Genomic DNA, 15,030 nt, shown 5'->3' on the forward strand with positions numbered 1-15,030 from the left:
ACGAGCAGGGTTTCGGGCGCGGACATCCAACAAAAAACCCGGCCGCGAGGCCGGGTTGTTCGAAACGTCCCGTCGGGTGGACCGATTACTCGGCCTCTTCGTCCGTCTCGGTCGGGGGCGCCAGGTTCTCGAGGCCGCGCAGAAGATCTTCCTCGCTCATGCGGTCGAACTGCACGTCGTCGCTGGTGGATTGCGGGGCGACGGCGGCGGCGGCGGGCGAGCTCGACAGCAGCGGCACGGTCTCGGCCTCGGGCTCGTCGACCTCGACGTATTTCTGCATCGAGTGAATGAGCTGTTCCTTGAGGTCGTCGGCCGTGATGGTCGCGTCGCCGATCTCGCGCAGGGCGCAGACGGGGTTCTTGTCGCGGTCGCGGTCGATGGTCAGGGGTGCGCCGGCGGCGAGCAGGCGGGCGCGGTGGCTCGCGAGCAGCACGAGCTCGAACCGGTTCTCGACCTTGTCGATGCAGTCTTCAACGGTGACGCGAGCCATGTGGACGGCTCCTTCCTCGAACAGGGTGTGGGGAATTGAACCGGCCTCTTACACCCCTTGACGTTTGGCAACAAGGCAGGGGTGGGGATGGAGCGACGCCCCTGGGCAGGGGCGTGCGGTCTCGCCCATGGCTCGGCCCCGACGCAACGAACGGCCGTCGATCCCGGAAACTTCGGAAACGCGGGATCCCGGACTTGCAAAGCACCGGCGAGGGCGCTCCCCCGAGACGACGCGGTGCGACGTTGTGCGGCCGAGTTCAGACGCGATCATGGTAGCCACGGCTTAGTAGAAATTTAGCTGTTCCCAGGCAGACCGTTCGATAACACGCCCATGGCGATTTCAGCGCCGGCATCGGATTGCTTTGATATGGCCGCTCCACTGCGCAATCAGATCGACACAACCATCCGAGACATAACAAATATCAATTCCGGCTCCCCGACGGAGGTCCCATCCTTCGTCGCTGGTTTGCTGCCGTACCTGAATGCCATGCGCCACGGCCTCCTGCTGATCGACGAGACCGGACGCATCGTCCTCGCGTCGGGCCAGACCTTGCACCTGCTCGGGAGCGAGGAGGCCTTGATCTCCGTGGGATCGTCCCTTCGACAGGTGCTGTACCTCGTCCGGCACCATGCGGGGGATACCTGGAGCCAGGTTCGAGCCCAGCTTCCGCGCTCCTTCGTGCAGCCGGACTCGTCCCGGTTCGAAGTGACCCTTCGCGGGCACCTGCTGGAGGTGCACCTGCACCCCGTCGCGGGCGGGCGCTGGGCCGTCGCGTTCGAGGATGTCACGGCGCGGCGCGCCGCCGAAGCGCAAGCCGAGGAGATGGCCCGTCACGATCTGCTCACGGGCCTGCCGAACCGCCTGCTCCTGCGCGAGCGCCTGAAGGAAGCCCTGGGACGGTTGCAGCGGACCGGGGAGGCCTGCGCCGTCTTGCTGATCGATCTCGACCGGTTCAAGCCCATCAACGATACCCTCGGCCACCCCATGGGAGATGCCCTCCTGAAGAAGGTCGCCGATCGCCTGCGCTCGACCGTGCGGGTCACGGACACCGTGGCACGGATCGGCGGCGACGAGTTCGTGATCCTGCAAACCGGGATTCGCGGAGCATCCGATACCCAGATCCTCGCACGGCGCATCGTCGATCTGGTCGGCCGGACCTACATGGTCGAAGGGCAGCTCCTCACCATCGGCGCCAGTGTCGGCGTCGCTCTCGCGCCGAACGACGGCGAGGATGCCGACCGGCTCCTGAAGAACGCCGACCTGGCCCTCTATCGATCCAAGCTCGACGGGCGGGGCACCTATCGCTTCTTCGAACCGGAGATGGATGCGCGCATGCAGGCGCGCCGTCAGCTCGAACTCGACATGCGTCAGGCCCTGGCACGCCGCGAGTTCTACCTGCACTACCAGCCGCAGCTCCAGCTGGAAGGCAACCGTCTCGTGGGGTGCGAGGCCCTGATCCGCTGGCAGCACCCCGTGCGGGGCATGGTCTCGCCCCTCGACTTCATTCCCTTGGCGGAAGAGATCGGCCTCATCGTTCCCATCGGCGAATGGGTCATGCGTCAGGCCTGCCGCGACGCGGCGACCTGGCCCGCCCCGCTCTCCGTCGCGGTGAACGTCTCGCCGGCGCAGTTCAAGAGCGAGCGTCTGGTCGAGATGGTCATGTCGGCCCTGTCGGCCTCGGGCCTCCCTGCGACGCGCCTGGAAGTGGAGATCACCGAAGGCGTCCTCCTGAACGAGAGCGAGAAGACCCTGCAGACCCTGCATCGCCTGCGCGAACTCGGCGTCCGCGTGTCGATGGACGATTTCGGGACCGGGTACTCGTCCCTGAGCTACCTCCGCTCGTTCCCGTTCGACAAGATCAAGATCGATCGGTCCTTCGTCAGCGACCTTTCGGGCAAGCGCGACGGCGAAGCGATCATCCGGGCCATCGCGGGCCTGGGGCGAAGCCTCGGGATGACCACCGTCGCCGAGGGCGTCGAGACCGCCGACCAGTTGGAGCGTATCCGGGCGGAGGGGTGCACCGATGTGCAGGGCTACCTCATCAGCAAGCCCATTTCCGCTTCCGAAGTCTTCAAATTCCTCACACTCGACAACCCCAGATAAAAGATTGCGGTTATTTTCGATTTCGGAGTTTTCATGATGAGCGACCTTTACCGACTGGTCTATGCCAGCAAGAATCTTCTTCAAGGCACGGACGCCGAGATCGCGCAGGCAGTCTCCCAGATCCTCGCGGCCTCGCAGCGCAACAACACCGGCGTCGACGTCACGGGCGCACTGATGTTCAATGCCGGGGCGTTCGCGCAGGTGTTGGAAGGCCCGCAGCGCGGCGTCGAAACCACCTTCGAGCGCATCCAGTGCGATCCGCGCCACGGCGACGTGACGGTTCTGCAATGCGGCCCGGCCGAGAATCGCAGCTTCACCAATTGGTCCATGGCCTTCGTCGGGCAATCCGCACTCGGCAAAACCCGTTGGGAGGGAATCGCGTCCGCGAGCGGATTCGATCTGACCCGCCTCGACGGCGACGCGGTGTTCGCCATGCTGCACGAACTGGTGCTGGACGAGGAAGGCCTGCCACCGGCGAGCCTCGCCGCTTCCGGGACGCCCGCGGGGGCCGACAAGCCGGTGGAAGCCGAGAAATCGGCGGCCACCGGCAGATTTCCCACTCCTAGATCCGGGGCGACGCTGGACGTCGCGCGCGTCCGAGCCGAGTTGCCGCAACCCGGCCAAGCCTTGCAGGCCAGGCACGGATCTTCGATCGAGCAAGACGCTTCCGTCGGGGAAGACGCTCCCGTGCGGGAAGACGCTTCCAACAGGGAAGACGCTTCCAACAGGGACGGCGCCCGCACCGAGCGAGGTGCTTCCATCGTGCAGGATGCGGGACGCAGACAGGACGGCGGGACGGCGCAAGCCGCTGAAACGAAGGCCGGCGAGGCGAAAGCCGCCCGCGCAGCATCGGACGACGGGGATCGTTTTGCGGCCAAGCCCGATGCCGTCCTCACGGTGCTGCGCACGGCCCTGGCGCAGGAGCGTCAGTTGACGACGGACCTGCGCAACGAACTCGACGGCCTGCGCATCGCAATCGCACTCCAGCAGGAACAGTCGGACCGGCTCTCGCGGGAGCGCGACCTCTGGGCCGGGCGTGCGCAGCTGCTCGCGAGCGCCATGAGCCAAGAAGCGGGTGCGGTCCCGGGGCGTTCCGGAAACGGGGATCGCGGCACCGCGCCTGCGCACCGGGAGGATCGCTCGGGCTCGTCGATCAAGGCCGTCGCCTGAGAGGGCCGGGGCACGTCGATGACCGGACACGCCGTCGGAGTCCCCGGCGGTGGGACGACGAGGGGTCGCGTCCCCCGAGTTCCGCCCCGGAATACACTTGATTCGAGCCGGACGGCGTAGGGAAGGATCCGGCGTCGTGGGGCCAAGCCCCCCGGGATGAGGCGGCCCGTACGTCCGAACGGGCCGCCTCATCCCGGCACCGCCCTGCGCGAATGGCCCGGGCGACACCGTGCCGAATACTCCTTATCGTCGCGCGTCCGGGGCTCGCCCGAGACCGGAACGAGGGGAGCTCCAAACCGATGACCACCCTGCTCAGCCGCCGCGGCCTGCTCGCCTGCGGCTGCGGCCTTGGCGCCGCGTGCTTTGCCGCCACCAGCCTGCCGGCCCTTGCGGCAAGCCCGTCCGCGAAGAAGACGACGCTCGGCGCCGACGAGGCCCTGGAGACCCTGAAGCAGGGAAACCGCGCCTACCAGACCGACAGCCCCGTGCGCGCCGTGCAGGGCCGCGAGCGCCGCATCGAGATCGCGCTCGGCCAGACCCCGTTCGTGGTGCTGGTGAGCTGCTCGGATTCCCGCGTCTCGCCCGAGATCCTGTTCGGCCGGGGCCTCGGCGAACTCTTCATCGTGCGCAACGCCGGCAATTGCGTCGACACCGCCGCCCTCGGCTCCATCGAGTACGGCGTCTCGCAGCTCGGCGTGCCCCTGGTTCTGGTGATGGGCCACAGCCGCTGCGGCGCCGTCGAGGCCGCCATCGATGTGGTGAAGAACAACACCGTCTATCCCGGCTCCATCGGCCGGATGATCGAGCCCATCGTCCCCGCAATCCTGTCGCAGCGCGACAAGCCCGGCGATTACGTCGAGAACTGCGTCCGGGCCAATGTGAGCCGTGTGGTGAACCGTCTTCGCTCCGCCTCGGAGCCGTCCCTGCTCGATCCCCTGAAGGCCGGCAAGCTGCGGATCGTCGGCGCCTCCTACAGCCTCGACACCGGCACGGTGGATTTCTTCGACGAGGCCTGACCGGTGCCGTCCGTCGCGTTCGACGGGAATAGTTGACACGGGGGGCGGGCGGTGCGACTGCGCCGCCCTCTTCGCGAACGAGGACAGCTCAATGGCGCGCGCACTCATCTTCCCCGGCCAGGGCAGCCAGGCCGTCGGCATGGGACGCGCGCTGGCCGAGGCCTTTCCGCAGGCCCGCGCGGTGTTCGAGGAGGTCGATGCGGCCCTCGGGCAGCACCTCTCCCGCCTCATGTTCGAGGGGCCGGTGGACGAGCTCACCCTCACGGCCAATGCCCAGCCGGCCCTCATGGCGGCGTCGCTCGCCACCCTGCGGGTGCTGGAGGCCGAGCGCGGCCTCGATCTCAAACGCGACGTGGCCTGCGTCGCCGGCCACTCCCTCGGCGAATACACGGCGCTCGCCGCCGCCGGCACCTTCTCCATCGCGGACGCGGCGCGGTTGCTGCGGATTCGCGGAGAGGCCATGCAGGCGGCGGTCGCCCCGGGGGCGGGCGCCATGGCGGCCCTGATCGGTGCCGAGATCGCCGCGGCGCAGGCCATCGCCGAAGAGGCGGCGCAGGGCGGCGTGTGCGACGTCGCTAACGACAACGGCGGCGGCCAGGTGGTGCTGTCGGGCGATCGCGCCGCCGTGGAGCGCGCGGTCGCCCTGGCGCAGGCCCGCGGGATCAAGCGCGCGGTGATGCTCAACGTCTCGGCGCCGTTCCACTGTCGCCTCATGGCCCCGGCCGCCGAGGCCATGCGGGCGGCCCTCGGGCAGGTCGCCATGCACACCCCCGTGGTGCCGATCTACGCCAACGTCCTGGCCGCCCCGATCACCGACCGCGACGCCATCCGGGACGCGCTCGTCGCCCAGGTGACCGGCACCGTGCGCTGGCGCGAGAGCGTCGCCGCCATGGCGGCGGAGGGCATCGACTGCTTCAACGAGATCGGCGCCGGCAAGGTGCTCACCGGCCTCGTCAAGCGCATCGCCGCCGGGGCCGCGGCCAGCGCCGTCGGCACGCCCGACGACGTCGCGGCGTTCCCCACCTTCTGAGCACAGGACGAGCCATGTTCGATCTCTCCGGCCGCAAGGTTCTCGTCACCGGCGCCACGGGCGGCCTCGGCGGCGCCATCGCCAAGACCCTGCACGCGCAGGGCGCCACCGTGACGGTGTCGGGCACCCGGCGCCCGGCCCTCGAAGCCCTGGTGGCGGAACTCGGGGGCGAGCGCCTGCACATCGCCGAGTGCGACCTCTCCGACAAGGCGGCGGTGGAGGCCCTGGTGCCGGCGGCCGAGAGCGCCATGGGCGGCCTCGACGTGCTGGTGAACAACGCCGGCATCACCCGCGACAACCTCCTCCTGCGGATGAAGGACGACGAGTGGGACGCGGTGATCGCCGTCAACCTCAGCGCCGCCTTCCGCCTGTCGCGCGCCGCCGTGCGGGGCATGATGAAGCGCCGCCACGGCCGCATCATCAACATCGGCTCCGTCGTCGGCACCACGGGCAATCCGGGCCAGGTGAACTACGCCGCCGCGAAGGCCGGCTTGGTCGGCATGACCAAGGCCATGGCGGCCGAGGTCGCCACCCGCAACCTCACGGTCAACTGCATCGCGCCGGGCTTCATCGCCTCGCCGATGACGGACGCCCTGAACGAGAAGCAGCGCGAGGGCATCCTCACCCGCGTGCCCATGAACCGCCTCGGCACCGGCGCGGAGATCGCGGCCGCTGCCCTCTACCTCGCCTCCGACGAGGCCGGCTACGTCACGGGCCAGACGCTCCACGTCAACGGCGGCATGGCGATGGTGTGAGCGCAAGCTTTGCTGCACCGCACACCCGGAATAGCCCCGGGCGGCTCGAAAAAGCCACAGCGATGAACGGCTTGTGAACCGGGCCTCGCCAGCACCGGAACCCTGTGTTAACACCCCGCCTGCCGTGCGAGGGGGGTTGACGGTTCGGCGTGTTGCGGAGATTTCCATAACGACGCGGACCTTGTTAAGGACCGCCCGAGACGCGCGCGATCGAACACACCGGCCGTATCCCAGACCAGCCCATTTCGGTCACGGGCCGGCGGCCACGGCGACACCATCACGACCTTGAAGAGCTAAGGACCAAGAACGATGAGCGATATCGCTGAGCGCGTGAAGAAGATCGTTGTCGAGCACCTCGGTGTCGAGCCGGAGAAGGTGGTCGAGGGCGCGAACTTCATCGATGATCTCGGCGCCGACAGCCTCGACACCGTCGAGCTCGTGATGGCGTTCGAGGAGGAATTCAACGTCGAGATCCCCGACGATGCGGCCGAGACCATCCAGACGGTCGGCGATGCGGTGAAGTTCCTCGAGAAGAACTCCGCCTGAGGCACGACGAGGCGCCGATTGACTCGCGAGTCATGAGCGGGGTCGTGTCCGACCCCGCGCGCCATTCGTTTCATGATGGGACCGGTTCGGGATAGCGCGATGCGTCGGGTTGTGGTGACGGGTTTGGGCATGGTGACGCCGCTGGCCAGCGGGGTCGAGGCCACCTGGAGCCGGTTGATCGCGGGTGAGTCGGCGGCCAAAGTGGTCACGGCGTTCCCCGTCGACGATCTCGCCTGCCGCATCGCCTGTTCCGTGCCGTTCGGCGACGGCTCTAACGACACCTTCGATCCGGATGCCTGGATGGAGGCGAAGGAGCAGCGCAAGGTCGATCCGTTCATCGTCTACGCCATGGCGGCCGCCGGCCAGGCGCTGGACGACGCCGACTGGCACCCGAAGAGCCACGAAGATCAGTGCGCCACCGGCGTGATGATCGGCTCCGGCATCGGCGGCATCGGCGGCATCTACGACGCGTCCGTGACCCTGCACGACAAGGGTCCGCGCCGGATCTCGCCGTTCTTCATCCCCGGGCGGATCATCAACCTGGCCTCCGGTCAGGTCTCAATCGCCCACGGCCTCAAGGGCCCGAATCACTCCGTCGTCACCGCCTGCTCCACCGGCGCCCACGCCATCGGCGACGCGGCCCGGCTGATCCAGTTCGGCGATGCCGACGTCATGGTGGCAGGCGGCGCCGAATCCCCGGTGAACCGCCTGGCGCTCGCGGGCTTCGCCGCCTGCCGCGCCCTCTCCACGGGCTTCAACGACGACCCGACCCGCGCGTCCCGCCCCTACGACAAGGCCCGCGACGGCTTCGTCATGGGCGAGGGCGCCGGGGTGGTCGTACTGGAGGAGTACGAGCACGCCAAGGCGCGCGGCGCCAGGATCTACGCCGAGGTGGTGGGCTACGGCCTCACGGGGGATGCCTACCACATCACCTCGCCGGCCCCCGACGGCGACGGCGCCTTCCGCTGCATGAGCGCCGCCGTCAAGCGCGCCGGCATCCAGGCCTCCGACATCGACTACATCAACGCCCACGGCACCTCGACGCCCATGGGCGACGAGCTGGAGCTGAAGGCCGTGGAACGCCTGCTCGGCGACGCCGCGCCCCGCGCCGCCATGTCGTCCACCAAATCCGCCATCGGCCACCTGCTGGGTGCCGCCGGCGCCGTGGAAGCCATCTTCTCGGTGCTGACCATCCGCGACGGCATCCTCCCGCCGACCCTCAACCTCGACAACCCCTCCGTCGAAACCGCCATCGACCTCGTGCCGCACGAGGCCAAGCGCAAGCGCGTGGACGTGGTGCTGTCGAATTCGTTCGGGTTCGGTGGGACGAATGCGAGCTTGGTGATGCGGCGGGTGGATTGAGGCCATCGGCTTCCATCACGAGGGGTCAACACCTCCTCTGACGCTTTCGAGACTATCTTTCCGTCAGTTCAAATAGCTGCGTGGCCGGTTGCGGCATCGGGTAGAGCGTAGGTCCCCTCTCTTGGAAGGAGAGGGGACCTGTCGCGGTCGATCGATCCGCAATGGGCCCTTCTGCCGACAATCAACCTCAACAATCCATTCGTGGTCACCGCCATGGATCTCGCGTCGCACAAGGCCAAGCGCAAGCGCGTTGACGTGGTGCTGTCGAATTCGCTCGGGTTCGGTGGGACGAATGCAAGTTTGGTGATGCGGCAGGTCGAATGACGCCAGAATTGACTCTCGTATAAGCCATACAAACCTGTTGACGGAATCGGCAGACATCAGCAATATTCTTACTTGATTAGATTTTTCAATTGTGGAATTTTTCGTGGCGAAATCACCCAGCGACAGCAAAGCAGATTTCACTAAAGCTCCTCAGCCTTCAGTTGATCGGATTGAGGAAGTTGCAACAAGAATACTTACAGGGGATATATTACTACCCAAATTTCAGAGGAATTTTGTATGGTCAAAAGGACAAATATTAGAACTATGGGACTCTATCGCAAAGAATTACCCGGTAGGAAGCGTACTGCTGTGGCGTAGTAGGGAAGAGCTACAGTCCGAAAGAAGCATTGCGGACCTCAAGATTGCAGATACCAAAGAAGATTACCCGGTAAACTATTTACTTGATGGACAACAACGACTTTCGTCGGTTTGTGGTGCGATTTTTTGGAACGGCTCGGATGCGAAGAGCCGATGGAATATTGCTTATGATCTTCGTCACAAGAAATTTCTGCACCTAGAAACGCTTGATAGTCCTCCAAATCATCAAATTCGTCTCAACTGGCTTCCTGACCCCGCCCAGTTCTTTGGTCAGATGGCACGTGTTTCTTCTGAGACAGACGCCGCAGCGTTAACTGCGGCTGGGAATGAGTTGTTTCGACGCTTCAAAGACTACAAGATAGCGACAGTTACTTTGTTGGATATGCCGATGAATGATGTCGCACCAATATTTGAAAGAATAAACAGCAAAGGCACCCCACTTACTATCGTTGACCTTATGCGAGCTGCAACGTGGAGCGACAGCTTTGACTTGATCGAGTCAATCGAAGCAATTTTATCGTCTATTGAGGAGAAGGGCTTCGAAAATATAGATCAGAAAGTTGTTCTAAGAAGTTTCTCCGCGGCGGCTGGCGGAGGATTTTCTGAAGGTAGTATAGACAACCTAAGAAAATACAAGTCGTCAGAACTTAAGATCGCACATATCGCAACCGAGAATGCCTATAGAATCGCAGTCGATTTTTTGTCGACAGATCTTAGCATTCCGTCAAGTAAACATATCCCTTACGCGAATCAGATTGTAGTACTTTCCGAAATATTCCGAATTCTCCCCAACCCATCGGCGATACAACGGTCAAAGATTCAGCACTGGTTTTGGCGGAGTGCAGCTTCCGGCTACTTTGGAGGGTGGAACACTGGTAACATGGCGTCGGATCAAGCGGCGGTCGGAAGATTCGCGAGAGGAGATCTCGAAGCCTTGTCATCTGGGCTCAGTAATCTCGGAAAAAATATTTGGCTGACCCAGCAATTTCGCCTCAACACAGCTCACGCAAAGATTTTGTCACTTATTCTTGCATTTAACAGTCCAATTGATCTGCTTACAGGTCAAAAAATTGATCCTGATAAGGCTTTACATTATGCAAACAGCAAAGAGTACCACCATTTTTTCCCGCGAGACTTTCTTGCTGCGAGGGGAACCGATAGCCGTCAAATAAATTCACTAGCAAATTTTATAATGCTTACTTCTGCCAGCAACAAAAGAATAACTAACAGATCTCCATCTGACTATCTTATAGAAGCCAAAAATTTACTAGGAACTGAACTGCGAAACGTTTTGCAGAGTAATTTAATCTCTGACGCTGCATATGAGGCGGCACTTCACGATGATTACCCGCGTTTCTTGGACGAAAGAGCGAGAACGATTTCAAACTGGGTGAACAAACTAGCTGGTTGGTAAAAGTAAAAGCGGCTATCAACCCCGATACCTCAGTCAATCATCGAAATTTCCAACTAAGCGCTGGGATCTCCTAAACAGCGCTTAGTCCACGTAACTGGATATCGTTCAACCCCCATTTCGCCACAAAACCGACCAAACTCGCGCGCCTAACGGCCAGCCCGTCGCGCCCATTCGAGGCGGCGCGAGACTGTCCCACGTCCGAAAAACACGGCGGGGGAGGGGGCCCGAGGCCCGAACAGGATGTCCATGTTCTTCCGCAAGCGCCCGAATCCCGAGCCCGTGCCGGCCGCCTCCGAGGAGCGGGCCTTGCCGCAGCGCCTGTCGCCGCGCAGCCCGAGCGAGGCCATCAAGCCCACCGCCGCGCCGCCGCCGCCCGATCTGCCGGAGCGCCGCCGGGGCGGCCTGCTCGCCACCATCTCGGGCCTGCTCACCCTGTCGGTGGTGCTGGCCATCGGGGTGATGATCGGCATGACGCTGTTCGAGCGGCAGGTGAAGGAGCCGGGGCCCCTGCCCGCCGACAAGGTGGTGGTCATCTCGCCTCGCAGCGGCACCTCCGAGATCGCCGAGGCCCTGTCCCGCGAGGGCGTCATCGCTCACACCGCCCTGTTCGAGTGGGCCGCCCGCCTGAGCGGCAAGGCCCTCAAGGCCGGCGAGTACACGTTCAAGGCCCATGCCAGCATCAACGAGGCCATCGAGACCCTGTCGTCGGGCCGCCAGGTCCAGCACGCCGTCACCTTCCCGGAGGGACTGACGAGCGAGCAGATCGTGGCGCGGCTCAACGACAACGACATCCTGTCGGGCGACATCAACGAGATCCCGGCCGAGGGCGCGCTCCTGCCCGACACCTACAAGTTCGAGCGCGGCGCCACGCGTCAGCAGATCGTCAACCTCATGCGCGCCAAGCAGCGCGAGGTCCTGGCCGACATCTGGAAGCGCCGCTCCGCCGAGATCCCGGTGAAGACCCCGGCCGAGATGGTGACGCTGGCCTCCATCGTCGAGAAGGAGACCGGCCGGGCCGATGAGCGGCCCCGCGTGGCGGGCGTGTTCGTCAACCGCCTCAACAAGCGCATGAAGCTGCAATCGGACCCGACCATCGTGTACGGGCTGGTGGGCGGGCGCGGCACCCTCGGGCGCGGCATCCAGCGTTCCGAGATCGAGCGCGCGACCCCCTACAACACCTACGTGATCGAGGGCCTGCCGCCCGGCCCCATCGCCAATCCGGGCCGCGCCGCCCTCGAGGCCGTCGCCAACCCGTCGCGTACCAAGGACCTGTTCTTCGTGGCCGACGGCACCGGCGGCCACGCCTTCGCCGAAACCCTGGAGGGCCACTCGCGCAACGTCGCCCGCTGGCGCCAGGTCGAGCGTGCCCGCCAAGCCCCGACCCCCGACGCCGCCGTCGACAAGGTCGAGCCCAACCCGACGCCCGATCCGGGCCGCGCCTCGGCCTACGCACCGGCCGACGGCACCAACTTCGCCGGCGGCGCCGACCCCTCGGCCCCGCGTCCGAAGGCCTTCGACGCCTCCGAGGGCACACGCCTCGATCCCCTACGCAACAAGACCTTCGACCTGAATTCGCCCAAAAGCGTCCCGGTGCTGAAGCAGCCGTGAGACGCGGGGTAGCCGCGCGCGTCCCCGCGCCCCGCTTGTGGGGAGAGGGCCGCGACGCCCCCGTCGTCGGCGCGGCGAGGCGGCAGCCGAGGGTGAGGGGGCGGCCCCGAACGAGCCTCCTGCTGATGAGAGGCCCCCTCATCTTCGCTTCGGCTCCGCCTGCGCTCCCCGCCTGCACGCCGAGGTGCAGGCAGGCCTCTCCCCGCCCGGCGGGGAGAGGGGAGCGGCAACCGGTGTGGCTCTCCTTCGAATACGGTCCCGTCCAACAATGATCCTCTCCAGCATGACAGGGTTCGCCCGGGCCGCCGGCACCACCGGGGCGGTGCAATGGGCCTGGGAGGTCCGCGCCGTGAACGGGCGCGGGCTGGAGGTCCGCCTGCGCGTGCCCAACGGCTACGACGCGGCCGGGGAGGTCGCCCGCACCGCCCTGCAGAAGACCCTGGCGCGCGGGCAGTGCCAGCTCTCCCTCAACCTCTCCCGACCCGACGCGGCCCCGCGCATCAGGATCAACGAGGGGCTGCTGGCCGAACTCGCGGCGGCGGTGGCGCGGGTGCCCCGGCCCGAGGGCGTCGCCCCGGCGACCCTCGACGGGCTCCTGGCCCTGCGCGGCGTCATCGAGGCCGAGGACGAGGCGTCGACGGATACGGAGGCCCTCCACCGCGATCTCGCCGAGGGGGTGGTGCGCCTCGTCACCGACCTCGTGGAGGCCCGCCGCGCCGAGGGGCGGCAACTGCGCGCCGTCATCGAGGCGCAGCTCGCCGAGATCGGCCGCCTGACCCGAGCGGCGGAGGACTGCCCGGCGCGCAAGCCCGAGGCCGTGCGCGCCCGCCTCGCCGCCACGGTCTCGACCCTGATCGCGGTCGGCAACCTCGACCCCGACCGCCTGCACCAGGAGGCGGTGCTGCTCGCCGCCAAGGCCGATGTCCGCGAGGAACTCGACCGCCTGGCCGCCCACCTCGCCAGCGCCGCCGACCTGCTGGCGGCCGGTGGTCCCGTCGGCCGCAAGCTCGATTTCCTGGCGCAGGAGCTGGGCCGCGAGGCCAATACCCTGTGCGCCAAGGCGAACGACATCGCCCTGTCGCGGATCGGACTCGACTTGAAGGCCGTGGTGGAGCAATTCCGCGAGCAGGTTCAGAACGTCGAGTAGGTTTTTTTGCGATGCAGGCGACGGCGATCGAGCGGCGCGGGTTCATCCTCATCCTGTCCTCACCCTCGGGCGCGGGCAAGACCACCCTGACGCGGGCCGTGGCCGGCGACCCGAAATGGGGCCTCGACCTCTCCATCTCGGTGACAACCCGCGCGCGCCGCCCCTCGGAGATCGACGGCAAGCACTACAACTTCATCGACCGCGAGGCCTTCGACGCCCTGCGCAGCGCAGACAACCTCCTCGAATGGGCCGAGGTGCACGGCAATTTCTACGGCACCCCGCGCCGCCCCGTGGAGAAGGTACTGGGGGCCGGCCGGGACATGATCTTCGACATCGACTATCAGGGCACCCGGCAGGTGCGGTCCAAGCTCACCCAGGACGTGGTGACGGTGTTCATCCTGCCGCCCTCGCTCGCCGAGCTGCGCCACCGCCTGGAGCGCCGGGCCGAGGATTCGCCCGACACCATCGAGAAGCGCCTCGCCAACGCCCGGATGGAGATCCAGCGCTGGAGCGAGTACGACTACGTCATCGTCAACGACGACCTCGACGACGCCTTCCGCTCGCTCGAAGGCATCCTCATCGCCGAGCGGCTGAAGCGCGACCGTCGCACCGGCCTGACGCCGTTCGTCGAGGGACTGCTCGCCGAGCCGGACTGAGCTACACCCGGGGCGAGACCACCGTGGCGCGGCGCGCCTCCAGCATCTGCCACGCGATGAGGGCCGGCACGCCCAGCACCACGTCGGGCACGCGCTTGGCCAGCGACAGCGCCAGCGCCGTCCCGGGATCGAGGCCGAACAGGCCGCCGAGGAGCACGAACCCGCCCTCCTGCACCCCGAGCCCGCTCGGCACCGGGAACGCCGCGGACTTGATCGCCTGACTCAGCGCCTCGATCACCACGATCTCGGTCCACGTCACCCCCTCGACGCCGATGCAGGCGAGCGCGATCCAGATCTCGACGGCGCCCATGCCCCAGGCGAGGAGGTGGAGGCCGAATCCGGCCGCGAGCGCACCGCGCCGATCCGGGGCCCAGACCGCGTCGAGGGCGTCGTAGACCCCGCCCGGCGCGCCGTTCCGCGGCGTCACGGCCGCGCCAGCCCAGCGGCGCATCCGGTCGGTGGAACGGCGCACGAGGTCACGGGCCGCGCCGCTGCGCTGGACCGCGAAGAAAGCCGCGACGATCACCGCCGTCACGGCGAGCGCCCCCGCCGTCCAGGCCGCCAAGGCCTCGGCGGTGCCGCCGCCCACCCGCGTCAGCAGCACCACGCCGAGGAGCGCGAACAGACCTTGGGTTGCGACCTGCATCAGCATGTCGACGAGGATCGAGGCCGCCGCGAGCGACCCGGTCACGCCCCAGAACGTCAGCAGGCGTCCCCCCACCACATCCCCCCCCACCGAGGCGACGGGCAGCAGCACGTTGATGCCCTCGCGCACGAAGCGCAGGATGAGGAACGCCCCCGTTTCAACCTGAGCGAGCCCCGCAAGGAGCCGCGCCCAGGCAAAACCACAGGTTGCGACGATGGCCGCCCGCACAAGGACGATGCCGACGAGGCCGAGGGCGCCGATCCGCCCGAACGCCTCCCCGACCGCATGCAGATCGTGCGTCACCACGAGCCAGATCCCGAGGCCCAATCCCAGAATCGTCCCGATCAAGGGCAGCCGGCGCAGGAGCGCCCGGCCGATGGCGCCGGTCGAAGACGGCTTCATGATGGGCGATCCTGGCGGATCGAAACGCTTCGGATCTGCATCA

Annotated in this window: 13 protein-coding genes and 1 pseudogene; 12 read left to right on the plus strand and 2 right to left on the minus strand. The window is 66.3% G+C overall.

Annotated elements, in window-relative coordinates:
* Window positions 1-85: 85 nt before the first annotated feature.
* Window positions 86-490, minus strand: a complete 405-nt coding sequence (gene rpoZ, locus ASF52_RS15565) for a DNA-directed RNA polymerase subunit omega (RefSeq protein ID WP_056092390.1) — start codon at window positions 488-490, stop codon at window positions 86-88.
* A gap of 486 nt (window positions 491-976) precedes the next feature.
* Here rpoZ and ASF52_RS15570 point away from each other — a divergent pair, with 486 nt between their 5' ends.
* The 12 genes and pseudogenes from ASF52_RS15570 to gmk all read left to right on the plus strand — a co-directional run bounded on the left by ASF52_RS15570 (window position 977) and on the right by gmk (window position 13,939).
* Window positions 977-2,593: a putative bifunctional diguanylate cyclase/phosphodiesterase gene (locus ASF52_RS15570; protein ID WP_244473829.1), complete on the plus strand. Its 1,617-nt coding sequence runs from the start codon at window positions 977-979 to the stop codon at window positions 2,591-2,593.
* 33 nt (window positions 2,594-2,626) lie between these two features.
* On the plus strand, window positions 2,627-3,763 hold the full coding sequence (locus ASF52_RS22140) for a BLUF domain-containing protein (RefSeq protein WP_082515337.1): 1,137 nt from the start codon (window positions 2,627-2,629) through the stop codon (window positions 3,761-3,763).
* A 299-nt stretch (window positions 3,764-4,062) separates the two neighbouring features.
* On the plus strand, window positions 4,063-4,779 hold the full coding sequence (locus tag ASF52_RS15580; protein WP_056173922.1) for a carbonic anhydrase: 717 nt from the start codon (window positions 4,063-4,065) through the stop codon (window positions 4,777-4,779).
* A 91-nt stretch (window positions 4,780-4,870) separates the two neighbouring features.
* Window positions 4,871-5,809, plus strand: a complete 939-nt coding sequence (gene fabD, locus ASF52_RS15585; protein WP_056173925.1) for an ACP S-malonyltransferase — start codon at window positions 4,871-4,873, stop codon at window positions 5,807-5,809.
* Window positions 5,810-5,823: 14 nt separating this feature from the next.
* Complete coding sequence (gene fabG / locus ASF52_RS15590; protein WP_056173928.1) at window positions 5,824-6,564, plus strand: 3-oxoacyl-[acyl-carrier-protein] reductase; 741 nt, start codon at window positions 5,824-5,826, stop codon at window positions 6,562-6,564.
* A gap of 309 nt (window positions 6,565-6,873) precedes the next feature.
* Entirely contained in the window at window positions 6,874-7,110 is a 237-nt protein-coding gene (locus ASF52_RS15595; RefSeq protein ID WP_018044468.1) for an acyl carrier protein, read from the plus strand.
* A gap of 99 nt (window positions 7,111-7,209) precedes the next feature.
* The gene (gene fabF / locus ASF52_RS15600) at window positions 7,210-8,472 is read left to right on the plus strand and encodes a beta-ketoacyl-ACP synthase II (protein WP_056173931.1); all 1,263 of its coding nucleotides are present in this window, start codon (window positions 7,210-7,212) and stop codon (window positions 8,470-8,472) included.
* A 174-nt stretch (window positions 8,473-8,646) separates the two neighbouring features.
* Window positions 8,647-8,796: pseudogene (locus ASF52_RS22695) on the plus strand (beta-ketoacyl-ACP synthase II); the annotation flags it as partial.
* 103 nt (window positions 8,797-8,899) lie between these two features.
* Window positions 8,900-10,528, plus strand: a complete 1,629-nt coding sequence (locus ASF52_RS22145) for a DUF262 domain-containing protein (RefSeq protein ID WP_082515349.1) — start codon at window positions 8,900-8,902, stop codon at window positions 10,526-10,528.
* Between the two features lie 246 nt (window positions 10,529-10,774).
* Complete coding sequence (mltG, locus tag ASF52_RS15605) at window positions 10,775-12,136, plus strand: endolytic transglycosylase MltG (protein WP_056174169.1); 1,362 nt, start codon at window positions 10,775-10,777, stop codon at window positions 12,134-12,136.
* 268 nt (window positions 12,137-12,404) lie between these two features.
* Window positions 12,405-13,283: a YicC/YloC family endoribonuclease gene (locus tag ASF52_RS15610; protein ID WP_056173934.1), complete on the plus strand. Its 879-nt coding sequence runs from the start codon at window positions 12,405-12,407 to the stop codon at window positions 13,281-13,283.
* Between the two features lie 11 nt (window positions 13,284-13,294).
* Window positions 13,295-13,939, plus strand: coding sequence for a guanylate kinase (gmk, locus tag ASF52_RS15615; protein ID WP_056173937.1), 645 nt, complete (start codon window positions 13,295-13,297; stop codon window positions 13,937-13,939).
* Between the two features lies 1 nt (window position 13,940).
* Here the strand turns inward: gmk and ASF52_RS15620 are convergent, their stop codons facing one another.
* Complete coding sequence (locus ASF52_RS15620; RefSeq protein WP_056173940.1) at window positions 13,941-14,987, minus strand: lysylphosphatidylglycerol synthase domain-containing protein; 1,047 nt, start codon at window positions 14,985-14,987, stop codon at window positions 13,941-13,943.
* Window positions 14,988-15,030 lie beyond the last annotated feature (43 nt).

Source organism: Methylobacterium sp. Leaf112 (genome assembly GCF_001423295.1).
Taxonomy (GTDB): Bacteria; Pseudomonadota; Alphaproteobacteria; order Rhizobiales; family Beijerinckiaceae; genus Methylobacterium.